The 26,705-nt window shown below is 64.2% G+C and carries 26 protein-coding genes; 8 read left to right on the top strand and 18 right to left on the bottom strand.

From position 1 onward, the window contains the following. The first annotated feature begins 8 nt into the window (after positions 1-8). The 5 genes from SMD14_RS17865 to SMD14_RS17845 all read left to right on the top strand — a co-directional run bounded on the left by SMD14_RS17865 (position 9) and on the right by SMD14_RS17845 (position 5,668). Positions 9-878: an SDR family NAD(P)-dependent oxidoreductase gene (locus SMD14_RS17865; protein ID WP_321214534.1), complete on the top strand. Its 870-nt coding sequence runs from the start codon at positions 9-11 to the stop codon at positions 876-878. 109 nt (positions 879-987) lie between these two features. Continuing rightward, positions 988-1,959: a tripartite tricarboxylate transporter substrate binding protein gene (locus SMD14_RS17860; protein WP_321214533.1), complete on the top strand. Its 972-nt coding sequence runs from the start codon at positions 988-990 to the stop codon at positions 1,957-1,959. Positions 1,960-2,014: 55 nt separating this feature from the next. Further along, entirely contained in the window at positions 2,015-2,527 is a 513-nt protein-coding gene (locus tag SMD14_RS17855; RefSeq protein WP_321214532.1) for a tripartite tricarboxylate transporter TctB family protein, read from the top strand. Positions 2,528-2,540: 13 nt separating this feature from the next. Further along, positions 2,541-4,187, top strand: a complete 1,647-nt coding sequence (locus SMD14_RS17850) for a tripartite tricarboxylate transporter permease (RefSeq protein ID WP_321214531.1) — start codon at positions 2,541-2,543, stop codon at positions 4,185-4,187. A gap of 119 nt (positions 4,188-4,306) precedes the next feature. Continuing rightward, complete coding sequence (locus SMD14_RS17845) at positions 4,307-5,668, top strand: MFS transporter (protein WP_321214530.1); 1,362 nt, start codon at positions 4,307-4,309, stop codon at positions 5,666-5,668. An 82-nt stretch (positions 5,669-5,750) separates the two neighbouring features. Here the strand turns inward: SMD14_RS17845 and SMD14_RS17840 are convergent, their stop codons facing one another. The 12 genes from SMD14_RS17840 to SMD14_RS17785 all read right to left on the bottom strand — a co-directional run bounded on the left by SMD14_RS17840 (position 5,751) and on the right by SMD14_RS17785 (position 17,351). After that, on the bottom strand, positions 5,751-6,512 hold the full coding sequence (locus tag SMD14_RS17840; RefSeq protein ID WP_321214529.1) for a CoA-transferase: 762 nt from the start codon (positions 6,510-6,512) through the stop codon (positions 5,751-5,753). A gap of 71 nt (positions 6,513-6,583) precedes the next feature. Next, a complete protein-coding gene (locus SMD14_RS17835) occupies positions 6,584-7,498 on the bottom strand; it encodes a CoA-transferase (RefSeq protein WP_321214528.1) in 915 nt (304 codons plus the stop codon). 17 nt (positions 7,499-7,515) lie between these two features. Next, positions 7,516-7,971, bottom strand: coding sequence for a MaoC family dehydratase (locus tag SMD14_RS17830; protein ID WP_157240801.1), 456 nt, complete (start codon positions 7,969-7,971; stop codon positions 7,516-7,518). 40 nt (positions 7,972-8,011) lie between these two features. Beyond that, positions 8,012-9,010, bottom strand: coding sequence for a tripartite tricarboxylate transporter substrate binding protein (locus tag SMD14_RS17825; RefSeq protein ID WP_197432462.1), 999 nt, complete (start codon positions 9,008-9,010; stop codon positions 8,012-8,014). A gap of 83 nt (positions 9,011-9,093) precedes the next feature. Beyond that, the gene (locus SMD14_RS17820; RefSeq protein ID WP_321214527.1) at positions 9,094-10,674 is read right to left on the bottom strand and encodes a tripartite tricarboxylate transporter permease; all 1,581 of its coding nucleotides are present in this window, start codon (positions 10,672-10,674) and stop codon (positions 9,094-9,096) included. Position 10,675: 1 nt separating this feature from the next. Further along, positions 10,676-11,209, bottom strand: a complete 534-nt coding sequence (locus SMD14_RS17815) for a tripartite tricarboxylate transporter TctB family protein (RefSeq protein ID WP_321214526.1) — start codon at positions 11,207-11,209, stop codon at positions 10,676-10,678. An 18-nt stretch (positions 11,210-11,227) separates the two neighbouring features. After that, complete coding sequence (locus tag SMD14_RS17810) at positions 11,228-12,202, bottom strand: tripartite tricarboxylate transporter substrate binding protein (RefSeq protein WP_321214525.1); 975 nt, start codon at positions 12,200-12,202, stop codon at positions 11,228-11,230. A gap of 251 nt (positions 12,203-12,453) precedes the next feature. After that, positions 12,454-13,638, bottom strand: a complete 1,185-nt coding sequence (locus SMD14_RS17805; protein WP_321214524.1) for a thiolase family protein — start codon at positions 13,636-13,638, stop codon at positions 12,454-12,456. Then, positions 13,638-14,414 carry a 3-oxoacyl-ACP reductase FabG gene (gene fabG, locus SMD14_RS17800; protein WP_157240810.1) on the bottom strand — a complete coding sequence of 259 codons (777 nt, stop codon included), beginning with the start codon at positions 14,412-14,414 and terminating at the stop codon, positions 13,638-13,640. The genes SMD14_RS17805 and fabG overlap by 1 nt, the downstream gene beginning before the upstream one ends. 59 nt (positions 14,415-14,473) lie before the next feature. Further along, positions 14,474-15,634, bottom strand: coding sequence for an acyl-CoA dehydrogenase family protein (locus SMD14_RS17795; RefSeq protein WP_409339731.1), 1,161 nt, complete (start codon positions 15,632-15,634; stop codon positions 14,474-14,476). A 102-nt stretch (positions 15,635-15,736) separates the two neighbouring features. Beyond that, positions 15,737-16,150 (bottom strand): thioesterase family protein, encoded by a 414-nt coding sequence (locus SMD14_RS17790; protein ID WP_321214522.1) that lies wholly within the window; start codon positions 16,148-16,150, stop codon positions 15,737-15,739. Then, on the bottom strand, positions 16,143-17,351 hold the full coding sequence (locus tag SMD14_RS17785; RefSeq protein WP_321214521.1) for a CoA transferase: 1,209 nt from the start codon (positions 17,349-17,351) through the stop codon (positions 16,143-16,145). The genes SMD14_RS17790 and SMD14_RS17785 overlap by 8 nt, the downstream gene beginning before the upstream one ends. Positions 17,352-17,560: 209 nt before the next feature. Here SMD14_RS17785 and SMD14_RS17780 point away from each other — a divergent pair, with 209 nt between their 5' ends. The 3 genes from SMD14_RS17780 to SMD14_RS17770 all read left to right on the top strand — a co-directional run bounded on the left by SMD14_RS17780 (position 17,561) and on the right by SMD14_RS17770 (position 20,722). Beyond that, positions 17,561-18,463 (top strand): LysR family transcriptional regulator, encoded by a 903-nt coding sequence (locus SMD14_RS17780; protein WP_157240816.1) that lies wholly within the window; start codon positions 17,561-17,563, stop codon positions 18,461-18,463. A gap of 128 nt (positions 18,464-18,591) precedes the next feature. Next, positions 18,592-19,812 (top strand): acyl-CoA dehydrogenase family protein, encoded by a 1,221-nt coding sequence (locus SMD14_RS17775; RefSeq protein WP_321214520.1) that lies wholly within the window; start codon positions 18,592-18,594, stop codon positions 19,810-19,812. Between the two features lie 43 nt (positions 19,813-19,855). After that, on the top strand, positions 19,856-20,722 hold the full coding sequence (locus SMD14_RS17770; RefSeq protein WP_321214519.1) for a 3-hydroxyacyl-CoA dehydrogenase family protein: 867 nt from the start codon (positions 19,856-19,858) through the stop codon (positions 20,720-20,722). Between the two features lie 13 nt (positions 20,723-20,735). On the opposite strand, the gene SMD14_RS17765 is transcribed toward SMD14_RS17770, so the two are convergent. From SMD14_RS17765 to SMD14_RS17740, 6 genes are all read right to left on the bottom strand, one after another. Further along, the gene (locus tag SMD14_RS17765; RefSeq protein ID WP_321214518.1) at positions 20,736-21,857 is read right to left on the bottom strand and encodes an amidohydrolase; all 1,122 of its coding nucleotides are present in this window, start codon (positions 21,855-21,857) and stop codon (positions 20,736-20,738) included. After that, a complete protein-coding gene (locus tag SMD14_RS17760; protein ID WP_321214517.1) occupies positions 21,854-22,966 on the bottom strand; it encodes a dipeptide epimerase in 1,113 nt (370 codons plus the stop codon). Before SMD14_RS17760 ends, SMD14_RS17765 begins: the two co-directional genes overlap by 4 nt. A 62-nt stretch (positions 22,967-23,028) precedes the next feature. After that, positions 23,029-23,838: an amino acid ABC transporter ATP-binding protein gene (locus SMD14_RS17755; protein ID WP_321214516.1), complete on the bottom strand. Its 810-nt coding sequence runs from the start codon at positions 23,836-23,838 to the stop codon at positions 23,029-23,031. After that, entirely contained in the window at positions 23,835-24,839 is a 1,005-nt protein-coding gene (locus SMD14_RS17750; RefSeq protein ID WP_321214515.1) for an amino acid ABC transporter permease, read from the bottom strand. The genes SMD14_RS17755 and SMD14_RS17750 overlap by 4 nt, the downstream gene beginning before the upstream one ends. Then, positions 24,836-25,777, bottom strand: a complete 942-nt coding sequence (locus SMD14_RS17745) for an ABC transporter substrate-binding protein (protein WP_157240829.1) — start codon at positions 25,775-25,777, stop codon at positions 24,836-24,838. Before SMD14_RS17745 ends, SMD14_RS17750 begins: the two co-directional genes overlap by 4 nt. Positions 25,778-25,800: 23 nt before the next feature. Then, positions 25,801-26,667: a chorismate synthase gene (locus SMD14_RS17740; protein ID WP_157240831.1), complete on the bottom strand. Its 867-nt coding sequence runs from the start codon at positions 26,665-26,667 to the stop codon at positions 25,801-25,803. Between the last annotated feature and the right edge of the window lie 38 nt (positions 26,668-26,705).

The following is a 26,705-nucleotide window of genomic DNA, read 5'->3' as shown; positions in this document are numbered from 1 at the left end:
TCCAATCCTTGAATCCTCCGGAGGCGGGCGGGAGCGGGACGGACCGATTGCGGGGGCCGGACAGGCTGCGGGGCAAGGTGGTACTGGTTACCGGCGGTGCCGGCGGTATCGCCGCGGCCACGGCCCGGCGCCTGGCCGCCGCGGGAGCACACGTATCCCTCGTCGACCGCGACCAGCCAGCCCTGGACCAGCTGGTCTCCACGCTGGGAGAGGGCCATCTGGCCACGGCAGCGGATGTGACGGACCAAATGTCCCTGCAGGCCGCAGCCCGGCGGACAGTTGAGCACTTCGGCCGGCTGGACATCGTCTTTGCCTGCGCCGGGATCGGCAGTGCCTCCACGGTGGCCGTTTCCAGCACCGAGGACCTGCTGCGGATCGTCGACGTCAATCTTGGCGGTGTGATCAGGACCGTCAAGGCCACCTTGGAGGAGATCACCGCGAACCGGGGCTACTACCTGCTCATGAGTTCGGCCGCCGCGTTGAAGAATGTTCCGCGGGCCAACGCGTATGCCGCCTCCAAGGCGGGCGTGGAGGCCTTCGGCGGGGCGCTGCGGCTGGAACTGGCCCATAAGGGCGTTGACGTGGGCGTCGCGCATCCGGCATGGGTGAGCACCGGCATGATTTCCGGGGCGGGAAGCCGGGCCGGGGAGAGCCGCTCCCTTCCGTGGCCGTTTAGCGTGGTGTCCAGCACGGACACCTGCGCCGACCTTCTCGTTGGCGCGATCGCCGCGCGCCGGCGCAAGGTATTCGTCCCGCGCAGCCTGGCCCTGATGGATCCGCTGCGGTGGATCTCAACCGGGCCGCTGTGGGACGCCTTCATGAAACCCCGGGCGGCGCTGAGCGTCTCCCGGCTTGAATCAGCAGCACCCAACGAATGATTTATTTCACCGGAGGCGGTTGTGCCGCCGGTCACAATCCTGTATTACTGAGAGGGCACTCCTTGCGGAGTGCACTCTCAACTTCAGACCGAAACCACCAGAGGTTACCTTGAACAAGACTCGCGTGTTCTTCGCTGCCGTCACTGTCGCCGGCCTTTCGCTTTCCGTCACGGCCTGCTCCGGTGCCTCCAAGGCATCATCCGAAAGCTACCCGACCAAGTCCATTACGTTCGTCATGCCCTATGCCGCCGGAGGGCCTTCGGATACAACGGCGCGTGCCTACGGGGCCTGCCTCGGAAAGATGCTGGGCGGCACCTTCGTGGTGGAGAACCTTGACAGCGGAGCAGGTGCAGTGGCCATGCAAAAGCTGGCCGGCGCCAAACCCGACGGCTACACCGTAGGGCTCAGCACCAACGGGCCTATGGTCCTGAACCCGATGAGCAACGACCTGGCCTACTCCCAGGACGATTTCCAGGCCCTGGGCACCATGGCAGCCATCCCCACCCTTTTCGCCGTGCCAAAGGACTCCCCGTACAAGAGCCTGCAGGAGTTGTTCGACGCCGCCAAGGCCAACCCCGGGAAGATCTCCATCGGTGTTCCCGGAGCCACCAGCTCGCTGGCCACTGAACTCAAGCGCCTGCAGAAGGAGAGCGGCATCGAGTTCGCGCTGGTTCCCACCTCCGGCAGCGCCGAACTGATCACCAACCTGCTGGGCGGCCACATCGACGCCGGATTCGTCAACGACTACCTCGACGTTGAGGCCCAGGTGAAAGACGGCGCCCTCGTCCCGCTCGCTGCTGCCGGTGAAGCACGCTCGGAGGCCTTCCCCGACGCTCCCACGGCCAAGGAGGCCGGCTTCGACGTCAAGACCACCTCGGTCTACGGGCTCTTCGCCCCCAAGGGCCTGCCGCAGCAGGTTTCGGAGAAACTCGAAAGCGGCGTCGAAACCTGCAGCAAGGACACCGAAGTCATCGGCCAGATCGGCGACCGGTTCGTGCCGAACAGCTTCTCAAATGGGGAAGCGACCCAGCAGGTTTTTGCCGACATGCGCACCCGCTACGAGCCCCTCCTGGCGAAGTAACTAACAACGACTCAACCGCCGGCCAATGACGGCCGGCACGAAGAAGGGTGAACCCATGGTTTCTACTCCCGTGGAAGCGGCCGCCGAAATCCGGGAACCGGAAAGGCCCCGCACCGGCGTCCTGCGCTGGCAGCGCAGAATCGCTCCGCTCGTCCTGCTCGCACTGGGCCTTGGGGCTGCGGCCGGGTCATGGCAGTTGAAGCTGGGCACCCTGCACAATCCTGCCCCTGGCCTCTGGCCGTTCGCCATCTCGCTGGCCATCGTCTTCAGCGCCGCGGCACTGATCGTGTGGCCGGGACATGAGCCGCTGGAGGCTTGGGGCCGCCGGAGCGTGTCGGTAATGGCCGGCATCGCGAGCCTTGCCGCGTTCATAGTGCTCTTCGAACTGGTGGGCTTCTTCATCCCGGCCGTGCTGATGCTCCTGTTGTGGCTTCGGGTGTTCGGCCGGGAGTCGTGGCGCTGGACGGCTGTCTTCGCCGCGGCTGGCCCGGCAGTGCTTTATGTCATCTTCGACCGGCTCCTCGGCGTACCCTTCCCCGCCGACCTGGCGCTTGACGCCTTCGTCTAGAACGGACCCTCACATGGATATCCTGAGCAACCTCGGTGAAGGCTTCTCGGTGGCCTTAGACCCGGTGAACCTGCTGTTCGTCCTGATCGGCGTGGTGGTGGGAACCGCCATCGGCGTCCTGCCCGGCCTGGGCCCCACGGCGACAATTGCGCTGCTGCTGCCCATCACCTACACCATGGATCCGACCGCTTCGATCATCATGCTGGCCGGCATCTATTACGGATCGATGTACGGGGGCACCATCACTTCCGTGCTGCTGCGCCTGCCGGGCGAGGCAGCCTCGGTGGTGACCACCTTCGACGGCTACCAGATGACCAAGCAGGGCCGTGCCGGCGCGGCCCTGGGCATCTCCGCCATAGGTTCTTTCATCGGCGGCACCGTGGCCGTCATCGGCCTGACGTTCATGGCGCCCGCGCTGGGCAAGATCGCCCTGTCGATGGGTCCGGCCGGCTTTGTTGCCCTCATGGTCATGGGCCTGTTCCTGGTCACGTCCCTGGGCACCGGATCCACCATCAAAAGCGTATGCACGGCCGCCGTCGGCCTGCTCCTGTCCACGGTCGGACAGGATCCCGTCAACGGGTCGGCGCGTTTCACATTCGGCCAGGCGCCGCTGCTGGGCGGCCTGGACTTCGTGGCCGTGGCAATGGGCCTGTTCGGCGTCGCTGAACTGCTGCGATCCCTCGAACAGACAGAAAAAGCCCAGGCCATCAAGGCCAAGATCAAAAACATCTGGCCTTCGCGGAAGGACATGAAGGACTCTGCCGGTGCCATCGGCCGAGGATCGGTCCTCGGATTCTTCATCGGCATCCTTCCCGGCGGCGGCGGAGTCATCTCCTCCCTGGCCTCCTACGCGCTGGAGAAGCGCCGGGCGAAGGATCCCAGCCGGTTCGGAAAGGGTGCCATCGAAGGTGTCGCAGGACCGGAAACGGCGAACAACGCGTCCTCGACCACGGCGTTTATTCCGCTGCTGGTGCTTGGCATTCCCTCCAACGTGGTGTTGGCAATGATCTTCGGCGCCCTGCTGATGCACGGCATCACCCCGGGTCCGCGGCTGATGACCGATCACTCCGGCCTCTTCTGGGGCGTTATCGCTTCGATGTACATCGGCAACCTGATGCTGCTCATCCTCAACATTCCGCTCGTGGGCATCTTCATCCAGATGCTGCGCGTGCGCCAAGGCATCCTCGTCGCTTTTTCGCTGCTGATCGTGTTGATCGGCGTTTACTCGATCAACAACAGTTCCTTCGACATGTGGGTTGTGCTGGCCTTCGGCGTCCTCGGGTGGATCATGTCCAAGACAGGTTTCGACGCCGGCCCGCTGGTCCTGGCCTTCGTCCTCGGACCTATCCTGGAAAAATCCTTCCGACAGTCCATGCTGATTTCCGGCGGCAGCCTCGACATCTTTGTCACCGACCCGGCCGCCGCAATCATTTTCAGCCTTATTCTCGCCGTCATTGCCATCAAGGCCGTCAGCGGCTTCCGGCGCCGCTTTGCCGGAGCCAAGGCCTCCCCTCACGTGCCGGTGGCGGAGGAGCAAGCTCCGCAGGCCACGTCCGACGGCGGTGACCCAGCAGTACTCCCCGCCGCCTCTTCAGGACCGGGTGCGGGGGCGCCGGCAGCCCAGCATGCCGACAAGCAACACAGCCCCACCGCCCGCTGATCGCCAAGGGAATGTCTCTACGCGGGAAAGGCAGAGCATCGAAGCCCAGGGCTGCCGGCAGGCTCCTTGTACCGGTGCTGTGCCTGTGCGGAACGACCGTCACGCTTCAGCAGGCTACGGTGGTTCCCCTGCTGCCCGACCTGCCGCGCTTGCTCGGGATCTCCGTTGAGGACGCCTCCTGGGTCCTCACCGCCACACTGCTTGCAAGTGCAGTGGCCACCCCGGTGCTGAGCCGTCTGGCAGACATGTTCGGCAAACGCCGGATCATGCTCGTCTGCCTGGTCATGATGACCATCGGCTCAGCGCTGGTGGCGCTGAATCTGGGTTTTCCGGCCATGATCGCCGGCCGCGCGCTCCAAGGATCCGCCGCAGCCCTCGTGCCCGTGGGCATCAGCGTCCTGCGCGAGGAGATCCCCGCCATGAAGCTGGGTCCTGCCGTCGCGATGATCAGCGCCACCTTGGGTTTCGGGAGCGCGCTGGGTCTTCCGCTGGCCGGTGTGCTGTATGAGTTCCTCGGCTGGCAGTCAATTTTTTGGAGCGCCGCTGCGGTCGGAATCGTCCTGGTCGCGCTAGTGCCGCTGGTCATGCCGGCATCCCGGGTCCGCACGCCGGGCACGTTCGACTACGGAGGGGCCATCCTGCTCTCGACGGCCCTGACCGCCGCACTTCTTGCCTTGTCCAAGGGCGGTACCTGGGGCTGGACCAGTGCACCAACGCTGATAACGGCACTAACCGCGGTCGCTGCCCTGGCCCTGTGGGTCCCGCTCGAACTGAAGATCAGTCAACCAATGCTGGACCTGCGGACATCGGCCCGGAGACCCGTGCTGATCACGAACCTGGTGGCGGTCCTCGTGGGCTACTCCATGTACTCCAACCTGCTCTCCACCACCCAGCAGTTGCAGATGCCTGGCGCGGCTGGATACGGCTTCGGCCTGAGCGTGATGGCTGCCGGCCTTTGCATGGTTCCCATCGGCTTGGCAATGGTGCTCTTCACTCCCGTATCCGCCCTCAGCAGCCGCCGTTACGGCGCCAAAACCGCCCTCATTATGGGCTCCCTCGTTTCTGCCGCCGGCTACGTTGGCCGCCTCTTCCTGACCGAAGAAGTCTGGATGGTGATGCTGGGAGCTGTTGTCATAGGCATCGGCAACGCCATCGCCTATGCAGCGATGCCCATCCTCATCATGGGATCTGTCCCCGTAACCGTCACTGCCGCTGCCAATGGGCTGAACACCGTGCTGCGCGTCATCGGAACCACCATCGGCAGCGCCGCCGTGGCCGTGCTGCTGGCCTCAACCACACTGACGCTTGACGGAACAGAGCACCCATCCTTCCGAGCCTTCGAACACGTCTTCTGGATTGCCGCGGCAGCAGCCCTTACTGCTGCGGTACTGGCGAGCTTCCTGCCCCGGCAACGCCCCTCATTAACTAAAAAGGTCGGCCGAATCGATCAGGGCATCAGGAACACGGCACCGGCAATCTGATGGCAGAGCGTCACACTGCCAGCGTGGGGGAGTGGCCAAGCCGGTGATTCCTGTCAATCCCGAAGGGATACCGGACCCGGACTCATCGCAGGTATACCCGCTCCGGATCCAACACGTCCCGCAGCAGTGCCAGTTCCCGGCCGGTCGGCGGCACCGTGGTGACCAGGTTCTTCGAGACCTCCAGGTCCCACCCTGTGGCTGCCCTGACGTCGTCCACCTCGACGCCGGGATGTACAGCGGTAAGGACAAGCTCTTCGTCGATGCCCCGGCGTGTCATGATGCCCAGATCCGTAATGACGGTGGTCACGCCCAGGCCCGCGGGCATCATGCCGCCGCGGGCCGCCGCCGCCCGGCGCGGTCCGGGCGTGGTGCAGAAATCGAGGTCTGCCACGAGGGACCGGGGATTGTGCCGGCGCATCACGACGAAGATTTCGCCGGCCCCGGCCATCGCCTCGATGGCGCCCCCGGAGCCTGGGAGCTTATTGGCCGGCGCCCGCCAGTCCTTACCGATCAGGCTGGAGTTCAGGCTGCCGTATCTGTCCACCTGGGCGGCACCGAGGAATCCGACGTCCACGCGCTGTCCCTGCAGCACGAAGTTGAACAGCTGCGCCATGGGGAGGACCCCCGCCGCGCCGGTGACGAGGACCGAATCCGAAATACTGCGCGGCAGGTCTGCCGGCTGCGCCCCGGTCACGCCTGACTCATAGATTATTTCGACGCCGGGAGAAACCGTCCGCTGCGCCAAGGACACTGCCAGGGTGGGAAGTCCGTGTCCGGCGAACACCACATGCTTTCCTTCCAGCGCACGGGCGGACAGGGTGGTGAGAAGCTCGCTGCTGGTCACTTCCGGCTGTGCAGGTTCCGTTTGGCGGCAGGATACGCGTGTCGATGATTTTTCCGATCGTTCCGTGATGCTCATTTGCGGCCTCCGTAGTTGACCGGAACGGAGAATGCCGCCTCGACCTGCAGGCGGTCCCAGTAGTCCGGGCCGAGACGGGCAATATACTCCGCATGGTCCCGGGTGCCGTGGATGTTTTCCTGCAGCCAGTCGCGAAGCCGCCGCGGATCGCGGGCGAGCTCGGACCAGCGGCGGCTGAACCCGTCGTCGCGGTCATAGTAGCCCTGGACCGAATGAGGATGCGCTCCGCGCGGGCAGTGGACCACTGCGTCGACTACGTGGGATGGAACGATGGTGCGGTTCGGGTCGGAGCGGATGACGGCGTCGTCCACTATTTCCTCGACCGTAACGATGACCTTCCTCCCGGCGAAGGCAGCTTCGGCCTGCACGCCAAGAATGCCCCACGCCTGGATGTTGCCGGCCCGGTCGGCCCGCTGCGCGTGAATGATCGTCACGTCGGGATTCAGCGCCGGGACCACGTGGATTTCCTCCCCGCCGTACGGGTCCTTGACGGACCGGATCTTTCCGTTCAGTGCCACCAGATCGCTGCCCCGGTAGGAGTTGATGGGATAAAACGGAAGCTTCGAGGCACCCGCAAGGTACCGGCAAACCATGCCCCCGTGGCTGTATTCCTCAAGATCCAACGGAACGGGGTCCGAGTTCTCCACCCGCCGGCGCAGCTCGTGGAGCGAGCCTGCCGAACTGTTTCCGACAAAGGAGCCGATGACTCCCTTCAGGCAACCGGCCGCCAGCAGTTGGTCAATCAGCACGTCGCCGGTCATCCGGGCCAGCGTCAGGTCACGGAGTCCCTGCCGGATTATTTCGTGGGCAGCCGCCACCGGAACCAGGTGCCCGAATCCTTCAAGGGCAACAAGCTGGCCGTCCCGGATGTGCTCCGCCACAGCCTCGCTGAGGGATGTTCTCTTGTCCACCGGCCTGCCGAGGCCCCTCAGCCGACCATCAAGGAGACTGTTTCAGCCACGCAGGCCGGCCGGGCCCCGCCCTCGAGTTGAATCTCATGGCGGATCACCACCTGGCTGCCTTGGGCAGCCGGGGTGACGGAGACGAGGGTGAGGCGGCTCCGGACCCGGGAACCCACCGGGACCGGGCTCGGAAACCGGACCTTGTTCAGCCCGTAGTTCACGATCATCTTCAATCCATTGACCCGGTACACCTCTTGTGCCAAGAACGGGATCATCGACAGGGTCAGGTAGCCGTGGGCAACCGGACGCCCAAACGGGCCGCCGGCCGCCCTCTCCGGATCGACGTGGATCCACTGCTGGTCGCCGGTGGCATCGGCAAAGTCCTGAATCCGGTCCTGTTGGACACTGTGCCAGCCGCTCACACCAAGTTCTGAGCCAATCAGCGGCACAAGCTCCGCCAGGCCATTCAGTTCCCTCACCATGAAAATCTCCCGTTGACTAGGACGACGATTGTTACCCGGCTCACCGGCCGAGGATCGGTTCGTAGAGTGCCTTGATCCGGGCAAAGTTGGCGCCCAGCTCCTCGGCACCAATGAATTCCTTCGGCACAAAGTTCTTTCCGATCTGCTCAACGACCTTGGGGTCACTAAGGCAGGTTTCGAGTTCGCGTTCGAGGGTGGACACAACAGCGTCCGGCATGCCCTGGGGACCGAACAGGCCGTAGATTGACGTGGCATTCACCAGGTCCGGGAACCCCGATTCGGCCAGCGTCGGTACGTCGGGGAGCCAGCCGAGCCGTTCAGGCGTGGTGGCGGCAACGGGAAGGAAAGACCCCTCGGTAATCCGTGCCTGGACATCAGGATGATCGTTGATGAAAAGTGCATCCACATGCCCGCCCAGCAGATTGGTGGTCATCTCCGCGTTACCCGAGGCCGGCACGGCGGTGATCTCAACCCCGTAGTCGTTCTTCAGCCGCTGCAGTTCAATGGCCGCGGGACTCGTAGCACCAGGAACACCCATCGAGATTGCTCCAGGATCCGCCCTGGCCGCTTCGAAGAGCTCTGCTGCGTCCTTGTAGGGGGAGTTTGTTCCCACAACGATCAGGGTCGGATTGTCGGCCATGACACCTATGGGTTCAACGTCCGCAAGACTGTAGCTCAGCGAGTTGATCATAGGGGCCATGACCAGCGTGCCGGTGGTACCGAGCGCCAGCGTCTGGCCGTCGGGTTTGGAACCCACCAGCTCCTGCATTGCGACGGCTCCGCTGCCGCCGGGTTTGTTTTCGACGACGAAGGCCTCGCCGAGGCTGTTCCCCAAACAGGCGGCAACCGAACGGGCGGTAAGATCCGAGGGGCCGCCGGCGGCATAGGGCATAAGGATGGTGACCGGCTTCGCGGGATAGTCGGATCCGGCATTCCCGGGGCCGGCGGAACCGGCCACACCGCACGCTGCTACGGTCAGGGATGCCAGCGATGCCAAGGCAAGCCCGGCGGTCGTTTGAAGGCGTAAGACGTTCTTCAAGGTGCTCCCTTGTCTTTCTGTCGAATTGTCTTTCGGTTGACTCGCAACCGATGGCGCTCACGGATGGACGTGGCGGCGCGGAATCATTCTTCGGTGCCGGGATCCGGAGTCCCCTCGCGCCTGGCCGAGGCGTGGACGAGCGTATTGCCCTCTTCCGGGCCTGCAGCGGCTGCGCGGCGCGTCCTGCGCTGCCGCCGTCTGCGGCTGATGAAGCCGTAGACGATGAACAGCCCGATCAGGATGAAGATGGTCGCGGACACCGGGTCCGAGGCGAAAATACCGAAGCTTCCTTCGGAGATCAGCATCGTCTGGCGGAAGGATTTCTCCAGGATCGGGCCCAGGATGAAAGCCAGCACCAGGGGGCCTGGGTCAAAGTGGGCCTTGATCATGATCCAGCCGAGAACCCCGAACGCGAGCACCACCCACATGTCGAACGGGTTGTTGTTGATGGAGAACACGCCGACCATGACCACCAGCAGGGCGAAGGTCGAAAGGATCCCCGTCCGTACCCGGAGCATCTGGATGAAGACTCCAACCAGCGGGATATTGAGGATGATGAGCATCAGGTTGCCGATGTACATTGACGCGACGACGCCCCAGAAAACGTTGGGATGCTCGTTGATCAGCTGCGGCCCCGGTGTGATCCCGTGCAGCAGGAGCGCTCCGTAGATCATGGCCAGGACAACGTTGGACGGGATGCCCAGGACGAGCAGCGGAATGAAGGCCGACGTTGATGAGGCGTTATTCGCTGTCTCGGGACCGGCGACGCCTTCGATGGCACCCTTTCCGAACCGGCTGGGATCCTTCGCGCGGCGTTTCTCCATGGCGTAGGATGCCAGCGATGAGATGACGCCGCCGCCGCCGGGCAGGACGCCGATGAAGAAGCCCAGCACCGAGCCCCGGGCTATCGCACCGGAGGAGTCACGGAAATCCTTGCGCGAGGGCCAGATGTTCTTGATTTTGGCGGTGACGGCCTGGCCCTTTTCGCTCCGCTCGAGGCTATGGAGCAGTTCTCCCACACCGAAAAGCCCCATGGCGATAGCGACGAAATCCAACCCGCCCAGCAGCGACGTCTGGCCGAACGTGAAGCGTGCGGTTCCGGTGACCGGGTCCTGGCCCACGGTGGAGAGCAGAAGGCCGACTCCTGCCATGAACAGGCTCTTGACCGTTGAACCGGTGCCGAGGGAGGTCACCAGGAACAGGCCCAGGATCATGATGGCGACGTAGCCCGCCGGGCCCACCGCCACGGCCACCTTGGCAAGCAACGGAGCCAGGAAGGTAAGGCCGATGATGGCTACCGTGCCACCGATGAAGGAACCGACCGCGGAAATGCCGAGAGCCGTTCCGGCCCTGCCCTGCTTGGTCATCTGATAACCATCAAAGGTGGTGACCACTGATGCGGCCTCGCCGGGAAGACGCAGGAGTACCGAGGTGATCGTGCCGCCATACATCGAGCCGTAGTAGATACCGGCCAGCATGATCACCGCGCCGACCGGATCCATCGTGTAGGTGATCGGCAGCAGGAGCGCGATGGTGGCGGTCGGGCCCAGCCCCGGCAGGACGCCGATGGCAGTTCCGATGACCACACCGACGAATACGAACAGCAGGTTCATCGGGTCAAAGGCTACAGAGAAGCCCTGGCCCAGGTTGTTCAGGGCGTCCATATCAGAATCCGATCATCGGGGAGAGGCTGGTGACTACGATGTCGTCGGGAAACGGCACCCCAAGCAGGCCTGCGAAAACAACGTGCAGCACAACGGCACCTCCGAGGGCCAAAGGGACGGTCCAGCGCCACGGCTCGCGGCCGAAAACCCGGAGCCAGAGCAGAAGCATCAGAAACGCCGGAACCAGGAAGCCTATGGCTTCAAAAAGCACCACGAACACGCACAGGCTGCCCACTCCGCCCGCAATAGCGGCCGTCCGCCGGGTCCAGGACTCGGGAACCGCCGCGTCCGGGAACAGCACGAGGGCCACCGCTGCGATGGTCACCGCGACGGAGACGATAAAGGGCCAGAGCCCGGGACCGGGGCTGTTCAGCTCTCCCAGCGAGAGCTGCCAGGACCCGATCACGGCCGATACTCCGGCGGCGACCAGGAGAAGGGGGACCAGGCGGCGGAGCCGATGCCGGGGCCTGTCGGGGTGTCCGGCCGCCGGACGGGCATCGTCCACCTCTGCGGGGCCAAGAGCGGGTTTCGTCATATCCATGCCTTTGCTGATTTACTTCCCCAGGAGGGGTTGGTAGAGGTCCTGCATGGCAGTGAATGCGGTGTGCAGCTCTTTGGAACCGGCGAATTCGTCAGGCACAAACCGTTCGCCGACCTGTTCGGCCACGCCCGGATCAGCGGCGCAAGTCTTGAGTTCGCCTTCGAGCTTGGAGACGACGTTCTCCGGCATGCCTTTCGGGCCGACGACGCCGAACACCGAAACTGCGTTGACCAGATCCTTGAAGCCGACTTCGGCCAGCGTCGGAACCTCGGAGTACCAGGCGGCGCGTTCCGGGCTGCTGATGGCAAGCGGCTTGAAGGATCCGTCCGCGATCCGTGCTGCAACGTCGGAATGGTCGGTTATGAACAGTGCGTCGACATGGCCGCCGAGCAGATTCGTGGTCATTTCCGCGTTGCCGGCGGTCGGAACCGCCGTGACCTCGATGCCGTAGTCGGACTTCAACCGCGTCAGCTCGATCGCTGCGGAGGTGGTAGCCCCGGGAACCGCGACGCTGAGCTTCCCGGGACTTGCCTTGGCCGCCGCGAAAAATTCCTTCGCATCGGCAAACGGCGAGTCGGCGCCGACCACGAGCACGGTGGGCATCTCGGCCATGACTCCGACCGAGGTGAAGTCAGCCAGGCTGTAGCCTAATTTGTTCACGATGGGGTTCATGACCAGCGGGCCGTTGGTGCCGAGCCCGAGCGTGTGGCCGTCCGGCTTGGCGCCGGCCAACTCCTGCATGGCTATGCCGCCGCTGCCGCCGGGCTTGTTTTCAACCACGACGGGCTTTCCCAGGCTGCGTTCGAGGCAGGATGCGTAGGCGAGTGCTGTCATGGAGGAGGGGCCACCCGCGGCGAAAGGGACCAGGAACCGCACCGGCTTCTTCGGGTAGTCGGATCCGTCATTGGCACGGGGCGCTCCACCGGCGCCGCAGCCCACCAGTGCCAGCGAGATCCCCACAAGCCCTGCAGAGACTTTCAAATGCATTGCGCTTCGCTTCTTCAAAACGGACCTCATTGTCGTTCGGGTTGGTGGTTGGTCTTGCACATTGTGTTGATCGCCTTTGTGTTAGCTAGATCACTCTCGCAGAGTGTTCAATTCGAATCCAATACCAAATTGAGCACCGATTGATGTGCTTAAGGCATCAATAATCAGTCGGGCATTCGCGGCGGGGAGCGGCGCTGTGAAGTCACCCCTCGCCGTCGTTATTCAGCGGTTTTCAGCAAGGAAACAAGGGGTCAGGCTCGTTCGAGGAGCATCGCGGTACCTTGCCCGAGCCCCACGCACATGGTGGCCAGGCCCCTGGCCGCACCTTCACGCTCCATCCTGCCCAGCAGCGTAACGGCGATCCGGGCACCGGAGGATCCAAGGGGGTGGCCGAGCGCGATTGCGCCGCCGTCCCGGTTCACGATCTCCTCGTTCATTCCCAGCCTGCGCATGCAGGCCAGTGCCTGCACCGCGAAGGCCTCGTTGAGCTCGATCGCCCCCACGTCATCGAGTGACCAGCCGGCCCGCCCAAGCACCTTGAGTGTGGCCGGCACCGGGCCGATGCCCATGATCTCCGGCGGCACGCCCGCGGAGGCGCCGTCGACGATTCGTGCCCGCGCGCGAAGGTTCAGCCGCTCGACGGCATTTTTACTGGCAACAACGACGGCGGAGGCGCCGTCATTGAGTGAACTGGAGTTTCCCGCGGTCACCACGCCGCCGGGGTGCACCACCGAGCGCAGGCCCGCCAGCGCTTCGAGGGTCGTTTCACGTCGGGGACCCTCGTCCTCCTTGACAGCTCCCCGCTTAGTCTCCACCGGAACGATCTCCGCCAGGAAACGGCCTTCATCCACAGCCGCAAGGGCCCGTTGATGTGAACGGAGCGCGAAGGCATCCGCGTCCTCGCGGGAAATACCGTCCACGCGCGCCAGCTCCTCTGCCGTCTCCGGCATCGAAAAGGTGGATTTGGGGCGTTCGTGGAACTTCGGATTCAGGAAGCGCGAACCAATGGAGGTATCGGCGATTTCTCCCGGGCGTCCGAATGCCTTCTCAGGCTTTGCCAGCACCCAGGGGGCCCGGGACATGGATTCCACTCCGCCGGCCACTACGATATCCGCCGCACCTGACTTGATCATCTGCGATGCGATGATGATGGCGCTGAGCCCGGAGGCGCAAAGCCGGTTCACGGTCATCCCCGGGACACTGTCCGGGAAGCCTGCGAGCAGGGATGCCATCCGCGCCACATTGCGGTTGTCCTCTCCCGCCTGGTTGGTGTTGCCCAGGATCACCTCATCGACGTCGGCAGCCTCGATTCCTGCCCGCCGAACAGCTTCGCCGAGAACGAGTGCCGCCAGGTCATCCGGACGGACCCCGGACAGTGAGCCGCCGTAGCGCCCCACCGGGGTGCGCACCCCGCCCACCAGGAATGCTTCGGGCATCAACGCGCCCCTCCGTTGATGTATAGCGTCTGCCCGGAGACATATGAGGAGTCATCGCTGGCGAAGAAGGCAATGGCGGCGGCCACTTCCTCCGGTTCCCCGACCCGGCCCAACGGGGTGCGCTCGGCCACGGATTTCTGGTGCTCCTCCGGCGTGCTGCCGACCCGTCCAGCTGTCGCAGCGGTCATGGCGGTGGCGATGTAGCCCGGCGCCACCGCGTTGACGTTGATGTTGAACGGACCCAGTTCCAGTGCCAGTGTGGCGGTGAGTCCCTGGATCCCTGCCTTGGCGGCAGCATAGTTAGCCTGCCCGCGGTTGCCCAGCGCGGAGCGGCTGCTCAGGCTGACAATCTTTCCGTACCGGGCCTGCACCATGAACTTCTGCGCTGCCTTGGCGCAAAGGTAGGCGCTGGTCAGGTTGGTGGCCAGGACAGAATCCCAGTCCGGACGGTCCATTTTGAAGAGCATGTTGTCCCGGGTGATGCCGGCGTTGTTGACCAGGATGTCGATGCGTCCGTGGTCGGCGAAGATCTGCCCGAAGACCTCGGCAACCTGTTCCTCGCTCGTGACATCACAGGCGGCACTGACTGCCGAACCTCCGGCCGCCCCGACGGCGGCGTCTGAGCTGATCCCGGCGGCCGTGGCCGCCGCCCGCTCGGCGTTCAGGTCCAGGATGGCAACCGTCGCGCCCTCCGCGGCCAGCCGGAGCGCGGTGGCAGCGCCGATCCCCTGTGCCCCGCCTGTGACGATGGCGGTCTTGTTCTTCAGCCTGTTCATTGGCTCTCCCTCTTGGCTTGTTCTTCGTTTGGTTTGGCTTGTTCCTGGCAAGAAGGACGTCATCCTGAGAATGCGGAGATGCCGGTGATATCGCGGCCGATCAGCAGCGACTGGATGGAGTCCGTTCCCTCGTACGTGTGGACGACTTCCATATCAGTCATATGGCGCGCCACATGGTTTTCCAGCAGCAGCCCGTTGCCGCCCAGGATGTCGCGGGCTTCCTGGCAGATCCAGCGCGCCTTCTGGGCCGTGTGCATCTTGGCCAATGACGCCATGGGGCCGGTCATTTTCCCTTGGTCGGCGAGTGCGGCCAGGCGAAAGCAAATCAGCTGCATGGCGGTCAACTCGGCCAGCATGTTGGCGAGCTTGTTCTGCACCAGCTGATAACTGGCAATGGGCTTGCCGAACTGCACGCGTTCCTTCGCGTATTTCACTGCGGCCTCGTACGCGGCGATCCCGTGGCCCACTGATTCCCAGGAGGCACCGCCGCGGGTCGCGGTGAGCACACGGGTGACATCGCGGAAGGAATTCGCCTCGGCGAGCTTGTTCTCCGCCGGAATCCGCAGATTTTCAATGGTGATGTCGGGCTGCAGAATCGCCCTTTTGCCGATCTTGCCGGTGATCACCTCGGCCCGGTAGCCCTCCGGGTAGCTGCCGTCGCCGTTCTTTTCCAGAATGAACGCCTTGACCTTGCCGTCCGCTTCATCCCGGGCCCAGAGAACGACGACGTCGGCGAAGCTCGCGTTGCCGATCCAGCGTTTGCGGCCGTTCAGGATGTAGTGGTCACCGTCCCGGCGCGCGCTCGTTTCCAGCCCCACGGAGTCCGAGCCATGGTCCGGCTCGGTGAGTCCGAAGGCCCCGATCTTTTCCAGCCTGGCCATCCCGGGAAGCCACCGCTGCTTCTGCTCCTCGCTGCCGAGCGTATTGATGGTGCCCATCGCCAGGCCGGACTGGACCCCGATGAAGGTGTTGATGGAACCGTCGCCCCGTGCCATCTCCATGGCCACCATTCCGGCCGCCAGGCGGCTCATGCCGGGGCAGCCGTAGCCTTCGATGGTTGTGCCGACGATGCCGAGCGCCGCGATCTTGGGGACGAGGGCGAACGGAAATTCCGCCCGGTCCCAATAGTCGTTGATGACCGGCAGAAGGTCGGTTTCGACAAAATTACGGACCTTCTTCCGGATGATCCGTTCGTCTTCGGAGAGGAAGTCATCGACCATGAAGTAGTCGCTGTTGATCTCTTCTGTAACCACAGTTTTTCCTTTGTCTCTGGACAGCCGGGGTTGCCCGCAGTGTTTGTCCGGTTGTTGTTTGGGTGCCGCTCAGACCGGCACTTCAGCGCGCAGATAGCGCTCCAGGTAGTCTCTTTCCCTGGCGTCGAGCGCCCGGGCCCTCCCGGTCGCGTCGTCGAGGGAAACCATGACTGTTGAGGCGTCCAGGACCAGGTTCCCGTCCTGGTATCCGGCGTAGGCCATGGTGTAGGACCTGTCCCCGATGCGTGCCACCCAGATGTCCACGTCAACGTCCTGGCCGAACTCGATGGGCCGGCGGTAATGCAGCGTCAGGGACGCCACCAGGGTGGTTGTTTCGGCGGCAGCGGCTGCGGAGGCCGCGTGGCGCCGCCACTGAATCCGGGCCTCTTCCAGCAGGGTTGCCACGCGCGCATTGTTTACATGGCCGTTGACGTCCTGGTCGGACCAGCGGACGTACACCTGTGCGCGGAATTCCTCAGCCAACGAGCCGCACCTCCTTGGCGGCCAGCCAGGTGCGGACCAGATCGGAGCTGGCATTGAGTTCCGGCGGGGCCAGTTCATAACTGACCGGGGTTTGCGAGAAGGCAACCGGGTGGCGCACGGAGGGAATCCGGCGTTCGCCGTTTCCGGCCATAACGACCGGTTCCAGTCCCAGTTTCCGGGCGAGTTCAATGCCGCCCTTGACGTCCTGGATGGGCGCGCAGGGCAGGCCTAGTCCGGAAAGGTGCTCAAACCACTCAGCCGCGGAACGCTCGGCCAGACGCCCCTGGAGGATGGGCCGCAGCTCCTCACGGTTGGCGTTGCGCTCCTGCGGGTTGCCGAAGCGCGGGTCTGCGGCAACTTCGGGGATGCCCAGAGCATCACAGAGTTTGGTGAACTGGCCGTTGTTTCCTGCCACGACGATCAGCATCCCGTCGCCTGTAGGCATCGGTTCATAGGGGTACAGGCTGGGGTGCTCGTTGCCCATGCGGGTGGGTACCAGCCCGCCGGTGACATAGGCCGCCGACTGGTTGACCATTCCGGACAGGGCGGACGAGAGCAGGTTCAGCTCAACAAGCTGCCCCTGGCCGGTGTTGTCCTTGTGGTGGAGTGCCCCAAGAATGCCGATGCTGGCGTGCAGGCCGGTGATCACGTCGAATATGGCCAGTCCGGCACGGTATGGTTCGGTGTCCTGGCCGCCGGTGAGGCTCATCATCCCGGACACCGCCTGGACCAACAGATCGTAGCCCGGCAAGCCCGCGCCCCCGGCGGTGCCGAAACCGGTAATGGACGCGTAGATGACATCCGGGTTCAGTGCGGAAACGCTGTCGTAGTCCAGCTTGAACTGCTCCAGCCCGCCAGGCTTGAAGTTCTCCACGAGGACATCTGCCCTTGCGGCGAGTTCGCGGGCAACTTCGAGGTCTGACTCGTCCCTGAAGTCGAGCACAATCGAATGCTTGTTGCGGTTGACGGACAGATAGAACGTGGCTTCATCGTCACGGACGGGCGGCTTCCAGCCGCGGGTGTCGTCTCCCTGCGGGCTCTCGACCTTAATCACCGTCGCTCCCATGTCCGCCAACAGCATGGTGCAATACGGTCCGGCGAGGACGCGGGTGAAGTCCGCAACAACCACGCCGTTCAGCGGCCCGCTGCCGGAGCGGCCGAAAGCCTGGTTCAGCCTTGATGCAGCGTCAGTTTGATTCATGTCATGCCTTCCGGTTTGTGCTCCACATCACCCACTGTGGCAAACCCATTACTTCGCGTCCAATACGTATTCCGGCCTCCTTTGATGCGCAAAGCGCAACAAAAGCCCTGCTCTTGCCGCCGCGCAGCCCCTTGGTGGAAAAACAGCATTGATGCGGAAGCCGCACCGACGTTTGACGCTTCTATGTGCCTGACGCATAATTGCCCGCTATGGAGATCCAGCAGATCCGCGCGTTCCTGGCCGTTGCCCAAGAGCTGCATTTCGGGCGGGCCGCCCAGCAGCTGCACATGGCCCAGCCCCCGGTCAGCCGTGCAGTCCAGAACCTGGAACGGGAGCTCGGCGCCCCACTCTTTGAGCGCAGCACCCGCTCTGTGCGGCTCACCCCGGCGGGCGAGGCCCTGGTCCAGCCGGCGACGGATATTCTCGATGCCTGCCGGCGGGCCAGGACCATGGTGGCCAACGCCGGCAAGGGCGAGACCGGGCGCGTGAGGGTTGCTTTCGCCGGAGCGTCGTCGCACGTCATGGTCGGAAAGCTGGCAAAACTGGTCCGCAAAACACACCCGGGCATCGACTTCGAGCTGTACAGCTCGAATTTCGCCATCCCGGCCCTGGACAAAGTCGCCAACGGTGCCATGGAAATCGGGCTGGGACGGTGGAACTTCATCCCGGCAGCCCTTGACTCCCGGGTCATTGCCAACGAAAAACTCGTCATCGCCGTGCACGCCGGCCACCCACTGGCCGGGCGGGCTTCCGTGCGGATGGCTGACCTGGACGGCGAGCCATTCGTTACCCTGCCCGCGGATCCCGGCGCGGTCCTGCGCGACCATCTCCTCAGGCTTGCCAGCGATGCCGGGTTCCTGCCGTCAATTGTGCAGGTAGCCCCGGATTCACTGACGCTGGTCTCACTGGTGGCCGCTGAAATCGGGGTGGCGATGACGGTCTCTTCCGTTGCGGAGAATCTCCACTATCCGGGCGTGTTGTTCCTGCCCCTGGAGGACCCCGCGGACCCTGTCCTGCTGCGAATGATTTGGCGCAAGGACAACACCAGCCCCGCCCTCCGAGAGGTTCTGAGGCTTTCTGAAATTGCGCTGCCGACACCGGAACTTGACTGAGCGTCTAATGCTCCGAGCGAATCAATAGTGCTGTTATTTGGTATTGGATCGGAACATAAATTGCTGTCACAGTGAACGGGGCGAACGCAAACCAACGCCGTTAGGCCGTCACAGTCGGAGGATCAAAGATGAGCGTCACACCAGAAACCCTGTCCGAACCGGAACTGCAGGCCGCTTCCGCCGTTGCCGGCGAGGTCCGCTCGGACGTGCTGGACCTGCAGGGGCTGCTCAGCAGTGACGAACTGAAGCTGCGGGACACCGTCCGCCGGTTCGTGCACGAGCGCATCAAGCCGAACATCAAGGACTGGTATGAAGCTGCGCACTTTCCGGTGGAAATTTCCCAAGAGATGGGTGCCCTGGGGCTGTTGGGAATGCACCTGAAGGGCTACGGCTGCCCGGGCCGTTCCGCCGTCGAATACGGTTTGGCGGCGATGGAACTGGAAGCCGGAGACTCCGGGCTGCGGACGTTCGTCTCGGTCCAGGGCTCATTGGCGATGACTGCCATCCACAAATGGGGTTCGGAGGACCAGAAGAACCGCTACCTGCCCGGCATGGCGAAGGGTGAGATCATCGGCTGCTTTGGCCTCACCGAACCCACGGCAGGCTCGGATCCCTCCAGCATGCAGACCTTCGCCCGCCGCGACGGCAACCAATGGATCATCAGCGGCGCGAAGCGGTGGATCGGGTTGGCCTCCGTGGCGCAGATCGCCGTCATTTGGGCCGCTACGGAGGACGGCGTCCGGGGTTTCCTGGTCCCCACCGACACTCCCGGCTTCACCGCTACACCCATAGAGCCAAAGCTCTCCATGCGGGCATCGATCCAGTGCGATATCACCCTTGAGAACGTCACAGTGGACGACACTGCCAGACTGCCGGGGGCCGCGGGCCTCCGCGGCCCGTTCTCCTGCCTGAATGAAGCCCGATACGGCATCATCTGGGGTGCCATGGGGGCGGCCCGGGACAGTTACGAGCAGGCCCTGGCCTACTCGCTGGAGCGGATGCAGTTCGATAAACCGCTGGCTGCGTACCAGATCACGCAGCAGAAGTTGGTGGACATGCTGCTGGAAATCCAGAAGGGCACCCTGCTGGCGATCCACACGGGCCGGCTCAAGGATGCCGGCACCCTTGCACCCGTCCAGATCTCCGTAGGCAAACTCAACAACGTCCGGGAAGCCATCAAGATCTGCCGCGACGCCCGCGCCATCCTGGGCGGCAACGGCATCACCCTGGACTATTCGCCCCTGCGCCACGCCAACAACCTGGAGTCTGTCCGGACCTACGAAGGCACCGACGAGGTCCACACCCTGATCCTGGGTAACCACATCACCGGGATTCCCGCTTTCCGCTGAGCTAGGCGCCGGAAGTCACGTTGCGCACCAGGAGAAGAGAATCATGCAGGTCAACAGGATTTTGGTGGTCGGGGCCGGAGCCATGGGCTCACAGATCGGCATGGTGTGCGCCCTGGCCGGCTACCAGGTCACCATCCAGGATGTCGGGGCAGACATGCTGGCAGCCGCCCGGAGCCAGCTCACCGACCGGATGGAGAGCAGCGTGGCCAAGGGGCGCCGGAGTCGACAGGATGCCGAGGCCGCCCTGGCGCGGCTCACCTTCACCAGCTCGCTGGAGGCCGGCGCCGCGGATGCCGACTTCGTGATCGAGGCCGCCACCGAGAAACTCGAAGTGAAGCGCAGCATCTTCGCGGCGCTGGGACGGGCAGCCCCCACGCACGCCATCCTGGCCACGAATTCCTCCACGCTGGGCTCCTCGAAAGTGGCCGAGGAGACAGGGCGGCCGGAACAGGTCTGCAACATGCATTTCTTCAACCCGGCCCTGGTCATGAAATGTGTTGAGGTGGTCCGCCACGCCAAGACATCTCCGGACACGGTGGACACCACCATGAATCTGGCGCGCTCATTGGGCAAATCGCCCGTCCTTATCAACCGCGAGATCCCCGGATTTGTGGCCAACAGACTCATGGGCGCCATCCGGGACGAGGCACTCCGGCTTTACGCGGACGGCATCGCCAGTGTCAGCGACATCGACACTGCAGCCAGGACTGCGCTGGGCCACCCCATGGGGCCGTTTGAGCTGATGGACCTGGTGGGCCTTGACGTGAGCTACCTGATCCGGCAAGCGACCTTCGAGGAAACGCAGGACCCGGCAGACCTGCCCCACCCCGCCTTGGCGGAGCTCTACGAACAAGGTAATTACGGCCGGAAAACCGGGCAGGGCTGGTATCGGTATGACCAGTCTGCATGACTCGACCTGCCTTCTATTCGCTCCGGGCCAGCGACTGCCGGCAGGACGCCAGAAGGACATCCACGGCGCGTTCCATCGCACCGCCGTCGAACGTCATGTCCGGGTGGTGGAGTCCGGGTTGGACGTTTGCCCCGACGGCCAGCATGGCCGCCTGAAGCGCAGGGTTCTGCCGGGTGTAGAAGTGGAAGTCGTCCGAGCCGGACGTGACGATCCTGGGACGCAGGTACTCCCTGCCCAATGTCGCCGTGACCGACGAAGCCAGGACGGCCTCGGCCTTGTGCCCTATCACTGCAGCAGGCACCTCATCCCGGAAGTCGAGGCGGATCTCCGCCCCGCTGTTCGCCGCCACCGATCGGCACACCTCCACCAGCCCCGTCCGCAGCGTGTCCATGGCTTCGTTGGTTTGGGCGCGCAGGTCCACCCCGAAGCATCCGCTGCCGGGGATGACGTTGAGGTTGCTTCCGCCGGCGTGCAGCATTGTCATTTTCGCGGAACTCGGGATTTGCGGATCGACCTTGATGCGCTGCAGCCCTGCCGAGATTTCAAGCGCAAGTTCGACGGCGTTCGCTCCGAGGTGGGGCCGTGCCCCATGGTGGTCCTCACCTGTGATGGTGCCGCTGGCGAAGAGGCAGGCCCCGTGGGAGATGGCGGGCGCCAGGCAGGGAGCGGGGAGTTCCTGCTGCGGGCGCAGGTGCACGCCAAAGAGATACTCAAGCCCGTCCGCGACACCAAGTGACGCCACCAGTTCCGCCCCGTTGCCCGCCTCCTCCGCGGGTTGGAAGATGGCACGGACGGCTCCGTTGAGCGGCTCCGGCTGCTCCGCAAGTTCGAGCATGACGGAAGCGACTATCGCCATGTTGGCATCATGGCCGCACGAATGCACAGCAATCCGTTTCCCGTCCACCTCCTGCACCAAGGCATCCATATCCGCCCTGAGCCCTATCCTGGGAACTCCCTCCCCGGCATCCACGGTGAAACCGGGAAAGTCGGAAAATTTCCGTGGTTCGAGGCCCGCTTCCGCGAGCAGGCCGGCAAGGTACGCGGAGGTGGCAAACTCCTCCATGCTCGGTTCCGGGTGATCGTGCAGGTGGTTCCAGATGTCGTGCAGACGGCGGCGCGCTGCCTCATTGATCACGCAGTGACCCCGCACTCGCTGACCGTTAGGTCGGCCAGGACATCGAGGTCCACGTCCACCCCCAGCCCCGGGCCCTCGCCGATCTGGACTTCGGGCAGGACGTACTGAAGGTTTCCGGGTTCCCGGGCGAACTTGACGGGTCCCGAGAGTTCGGTGGAGACAATGTTTGGATGGGACAGGGCCAGATGGAAGCCGGCGGCCGAGGCGATGCTGGTTTCCAGCATGGAACCGATTTGGACTTTGAGGCCGCCGAGTTCGGCTTGGGTGGCCAGCCGGTGGCAGGGCGTGATTCCGCCGCTCTTCATGAGCTTGAGGTTGACCATGTCCACTGAACGGTCCCTGACGAACCGGCCCAGGTCGTCGGCGTCCACCACTGATTCGTCGGCCATGAGGCGGGCGCCGGTGGCCTGGCGCAGCAGCTTGAAACCGTCGATATCATCCGCGTGGAGCGGCTGTTCCACCCAGTCGATTCCGTAGGGTTCCAAGGCAGCAATCATCTCTCTTGCCGTTGCAGGATCGGCCCACCCCTGGTTGGCGTCCACCCGGATCGCGAGGTCTGAGCCAATGGCTTCCCTGACAGCCCGCACGCGTTCGATGTCCAGGCCATCACCGCCGCCGAGTTTCATCTTGAGGTGGCGGTAGCCCTGGCCCCGGGCCTGGACTGCCTGTTCGGCCAGGGTCTCCGGGGCAAGGATGCTCATGACCCTCGCGATCGTGGGCTGCTCCGGACGCCGCCCGCCGAGCAGGCTGTAAATGGGGCGGTTGGCTGCTTTGCCGGCCAGGTCCCAACAGGCAATGTCGACGGCGGCCTTTGCGGCTCCGCAGCCCTTGAGCGCCCTGTTGAGCTGCTGGTGGACGGCTGTGATGTCGCGGGGATCCAGCCCCAGGACTGCGGGAATCAACTCCGTCTTAAGCGCTTCGACGGTTCCCGTGGGCGTTTCCCCGGTGATGTGCCCGTCCGGGACACTCTCGCCGTAGCCGATCAGGCCGTCGTCTGTTTCGAGGGTGAGGATGACGCTGGGCATTGACGAGTAGCTGTCGTAGGACACCACGAACGGTTCCAGCAAGGGGACATCGATCAGGGTGATGGTGGCGCGGGATATCTTCAATTCAGGCTCACTGTTCAAAGAGGAAGGACGGAAGCGTGCCGTCCTGGCGGTGGGAAGCGGGACTACATCACGCTCTTGAGGAAGGAAATGGTCCTTGGGTTTTGCGGGTTGTCCAGCACGTCTTCGGGGGCGCCGGACTCCACCACCACGCCGCCGTCCATGAACACCACGCTGTCGCCCGCGCCGCGTGCGAAGCCGATCTCGTGCGTGACAACGATCATGGTCATGCCGTCCGCTGCCAGGGTCCGCATGACGTCCAGGACATCGCCCACCAGTTCCGGGTCAAGGGCGCTGGTTGGCTCATCGAACAGGAGCAGCTGGGGATCCATGGCAAGTGCGCGGGCGATGGCGACCCGCTGCTGCTGCCCGCCTGAAAGCTGGGACGGATAGGCCTTGGACAGGTGGGCCAGTCCCACCCTGTCCAGGAGTTCCATCCCGCGCTTGACGGCCTCCGCCTTGGGCACCCTTTTGACGCCGACCGGGGCGGCCCAGATGTTCTCCAGTGCGGTCATGTGGGGAAAGAGGTTGAAGCGCTGGAAGACCATGCCGATGCCCCGGCGCTGTTTGGCAACCTCGCGGGGTCTCATCTCGAAAATTTTGTCCTGGCGTTGCGCGTAGCCAATCAGGTCGCCCGCAACGGAGATCCGGCCGCCGTCGATCCGTTCGAGGTGGTTGATGCAGCGGAGGAAGGTGGATTTACCTGAACCGGACGGACCCAGGAGGCACATGACCTCGCCGGTGTTGACCGTCAGGGAGATGCCTTTCAGCACCTCGACGCCGCCATAGTGCTTCCGTACGTTGCTGGCCACGAGGAGCGGCTGTGCGGCCGGCCGATGGCCGGGATGCCTGGGGGAGGCCAGTGCCTCGGTCATGACGGTTGTCCTTTCGACGCTTTCGGGGGTGTCGCCCCACCGAGGGGCGGCCGCTTACCTAGCACTGCCCTGATCCTGGCCAGGGGAGTGGGAGCCTGCTGGCGGGCGTTGCCCCTTCCGTAGTGGCGTTCCAGGTAGTACTGGGGAACGGACAGCGCCGAGGTGAGGAAGAGGTACCAACAACTGACAACGATGAGGAGTTCCACCTGGCGCAGGTTCTGGGAAGAGATCTGCGTGGCCACGGTGTAGAGCTCCAGCACCGCGATAACGGAGAGCAAAGACGTGTTTTTGAGCATCGAGATCGTCTCATTGCCCATTGGCGGGATGATGACCCGCATGGCCTGGGGCAGGACCACACGGAACAGGGTGAAGGCCGGGGACATGCCCAGGGAAGATGCAGCTTCGTGCTGGCCGGTGTCGACGGACAGCATCCCGCCGCGAATGATTTCCGCTGAATAGGCGGCCTGGTTCAGGGTCATGGCGAGCAGTCCGGCAGTGAAGGCCGGGACCAGGGTGTTGGTGTCCACGGAGAAGACAGTGAAGTCCGTGAAGGGAATGCCCAGCGAGATCTGTGAATACAGCAGTCCCAGGTAGCCCCAAAAGACCACTTGGATCAGCAGGGGAGTGCCCCGGAAGACCCAGACGTAGAACCAGGCGAAGGCGTTCATGACGGGATTCGTGGACAGCCGCATCACGGCGAGGAATACGCCAAAAACCGTGGACACCACCATGGACACAACGGTGAGGACAATCGTCAGGCCCACGCCCCCGAGGATCCGAGGATGGAACACATAGGTGCCAATGGTGCCGTGGTCGATGTTCGGGTTGGTCCACAGTGATGCCGCCAGTGCGGCAGCGCCCAGGGCAAGGAGGGAAGCTCCCACCCAGCGCCAGGGGTGCCGGAGGGGAACGGCTACGACGTCGTCCTGGCTGCTTCCATGGGCAGGCACGGTTCCGGGGCCGGCAGGTTTCTGGCGAGGGGTGGTGACGGCGGTGTTCATGGCTTGGTACCGCCCAGGTTCAGCCCGGTCTCCTTGACCGTGTAGTCGGAGAGGCTGTATTTGGCCAGGATCCGATCGTAGGTGCCGTCTGCGATGACCGACTGGAGGGCGGCCAGCAGCGCCTTCGAAAGCTCAGCGTCCTTCTTGAGAACACCTATACCGGTGTAGACGGGGTTGTATCCGGCCGGGTTGGCAGGGTCTTTTACGAGGTCGAAGATCTTCCCGCCGCCGGCGGTCGTGGCGGCATAGGCTGCCACCGCCGAATCAACGACGTCGGCTGCGGCCTTTCCGGACCGGACGGCTGTTTGGACGTCCGTCTCCAGCGGGAGTTCGGAGATCCTGATGGGCCGGGATCCTTTGTCCAGGCACTGCTGATCATAGGTGCGGAGGATTTCGGCTTGGACGGTGGCCTTCTGCACGGCGACGTCTTTGTCGCACAGGTCCAGGACGGTGGTGATGTTTCCGGGGTTCCCTTCGGGCACCAGGATCGAGAATCCTGCGTGGAAGTAGTCCACGAAATCCAGGGTTTCCTGGCGCTCCGGGGTATCGTTCATCCCCGACATGATGATGTCGTTCTTGCCCGATTGCAGCGAGGGAATGATGCTGTCGAACGCCTGGGTCCGGAGCTCCAGCCGCACCCCGAGCTTGGCTCCGAGGGCCTGGGCGAGATCGTAGTCCAGGCCCGTGAGCTGCTGGTTTTCGTCGAACATCTCCATGGGTGGATAGGGAATGTCGGAGGCGACGTTGATGACGCCCGCGCTCTTGAAGCGTTCGGGAAGAGCGGCGGCTGCCGCGGCGTCCACGGCGCCTCCCGAAAAGGCGTTCGCATTGCTGGCAGGTGTTGTCTCTGCCGAGCAGGCTGCCAGGCCTGTCGCCAGCGCGAGGCCGGCGGCAAGGACGGCCGTCCGGGCCGTTACTGCACGGGATGTGATGCGCATGGGTTCTCCTCTTGGGGGTGGGTTTAGGCCTGGTCGGGCGCGGTCAGTTTGTACCAGCCGTCTCGCGTGACGCCGGATGCTTGACGCCCCGAAGCGAAAGCGGGTTCGAAGATCTCCCGCACGAGTACACGCCACCGGGCTGCGGCGTCGGGGTTCGAGCCGCGGAGTGCCACGATGTCCCGCGGCGCGCGGCACCACAGCGTTCCGCCCGATTCCAGGAGGACAGGCAGCGAGTCGGGGCCGTATTCGAGGACGGCAGCCGAGTGGTCAGGTGGAAGTTCGATCTCCGCATGGATTCCGCGCCCGGCATCCATGCTCCGCTGGGAGGCCAGCGGCCATACCGCCACGAGGCGGTCGCTTTCGTCGTTGGCGTTGATCTCGTCCTGCATCTGGCCATAGAAGTTGCAGGCATACTCTGATGCGTACGCTCCCAGCTTGGTGAGGTTGAAGCGGGCATTCCGGCTGACCAGCGGGTCAAAGGTCCAGGTCATGGTGTCGATGCCCCGGGCCAGTGACCAAGCCCGCTGGTGTTGTTTGAGGGCGAAGCCAACGCCCTTGTCGCCGCTGCCGGGAAGCACGCCGGCAATCAGCGAGTAAGTGGATCGCCCTCCGGGGGAGACGATCCCCACCGCCGCTCCGCACAGTTGCCCGGCGTGGTCGTAAGCGGCGGACACATTGCAGCCGGCATGCGCAATGCTGCGCAGGAGGTCGAAGGGGATAGGTGCGCCGTGCGGTGACATGCCCCAGATGGCAATGAGCAGTGCTTCCACGTCCCGGAGGCGGTCGCGGTCGTGTTCGTCCACCACCAGGACACCGGCCCTGGACGCTGCTGCGGTTGCTGATTCTGCGGCTTGAAGTGCGGCCGGACCGGCATCAAGAGTAAGTGACATGCGTCAACTATCTGCTGTGCCAGCACGCGGCGGCTTCA

The organism is Pseudarthrobacter oxydans (assembly GCF_034258515.1).
Classification (GTDB): Bacteria; Actinomycetota; Actinomycetes; order Actinomycetales; family Micrococcaceae; genus Arthrobacter.
This window is presented reverse-complemented; position numbering and strand designations above follow the sequence as displayed.

Excerpts from the sequence above, each read along its gene's own strand:
- SMD14_RS17780 (WP_157240816.1), top strand. The coding sequence starts at position 17,561 with ATGGAGATCCAGCAGATCCGCGCGTTCCTGGCCGTTGCCCAAGAGCTG.
- SMD14_RS17820 (WP_321214527.1), bottom strand. The coding sequence starts at position 10,674 with ATGGACGCCCTGAACAACCTGGGCCAGGGCTTCTCTGTAGCCTTTGAC.
- SMD14_RS17775 (WP_321214520.1), top strand. The coding sequence starts at position 18,592 with ATGAGCGTCACACCAGAAACCCTGTCCGAACCGGAACTGCAGGCCGCT.
- SMD14_RS17770 (WP_321214519.1), top strand. The coding sequence starts at position 19,856 with ATGCAGGTCAACAGGATTTTGGTGGTCGGGGCCGGAGCCATGGGCTCA.
- SMD14_RS17785 (WP_321214521.1), bottom strand. The coding sequence starts at position 17,351 with ATGAATCAAACTGACGCTGCATCAAGGCTGAACCAGGCTTTCGGCCGC.
- SMD14_RS17750 (WP_321214515.1), bottom strand. The coding sequence starts at position 24,839 with ATGAACACCGCCGTCACCACCCCTCGCCAGAAACCTGCCGGCCCCGGA.
- SMD14_RS17830 (WP_157240801.1), bottom strand. The coding sequence starts at position 7,971 with ATGGTGAGGGAACTGAATGGCCTGGCGGAGCTTGTGCCGCTGATTGGC.
- SMD14_RS17740 (WP_157240831.1), bottom strand. The coding sequence starts at position 26,667 with ATGTCACTTACTCTTGATGCCGGTCCGGCCGCACTTCAAGCCGCAGAA.
- SMD14_RS17745 (WP_157240829.1), bottom strand. The coding sequence starts at position 25,777 with ATGCGCATCACATCCCGTGCAGTAACGGCCCGGACGGCCGTCCTTGCC.
- SMD14_RS17810 (WP_321214525.1), bottom strand. The coding sequence starts at position 12,202 with ATGCATTTGAAAGTCTCTGCAGGGCTTGTGGGGATCTCGCTGGCACTG.
- SMD14_RS17805 (WP_321214524.1), bottom strand. The coding sequence starts at position 13,638 with ATGCCCGAAGCATTCCTGGTGGGCGGGGTGCGCACCCCGGTGGGGCGC.
- SMD14_RS17815 (WP_321214526.1), bottom strand. The coding sequence starts at position 11,209 with ATGACGAAACCCGCTCTTGGCCCCGCAGAGGTGGACGATGCCCGTCCG.
- SMD14_RS17855 (WP_321214532.1), top strand. The coding sequence starts at position 2,015 with ATGGTTTCTACTCCCGTGGAAGCGGCCGCCGAAATCCGGGAACCGGAA.
- SMD14_RS17850 (WP_321214531.1), top strand. The coding sequence starts at position 2,541 with ATGGATATCCTGAGCAACCTCGGTGAAGGCTTCTCGGTGGCCTTAGAC.
- SMD14_RS17755 (WP_321214516.1), bottom strand. The coding sequence starts at position 23,838 with ATGACCGAGGCACTGGCCTCCCCCAGGCATCCCGGCCATCGGCCGGCC.
- SMD14_RS17795 (WP_409339731.1), bottom strand. The coding sequence starts at position 15,634 with ATGGTCGATGACTTCCTCTCCGAAGACGAACGGATCATCCGGAAGAAG.
- fabG (WP_157240810.1), bottom strand. The coding sequence starts at position 14,414 with ATGAACAGGCTGAAGAACAAGACCGCCATCGTCACAGGCGGGGCACAG.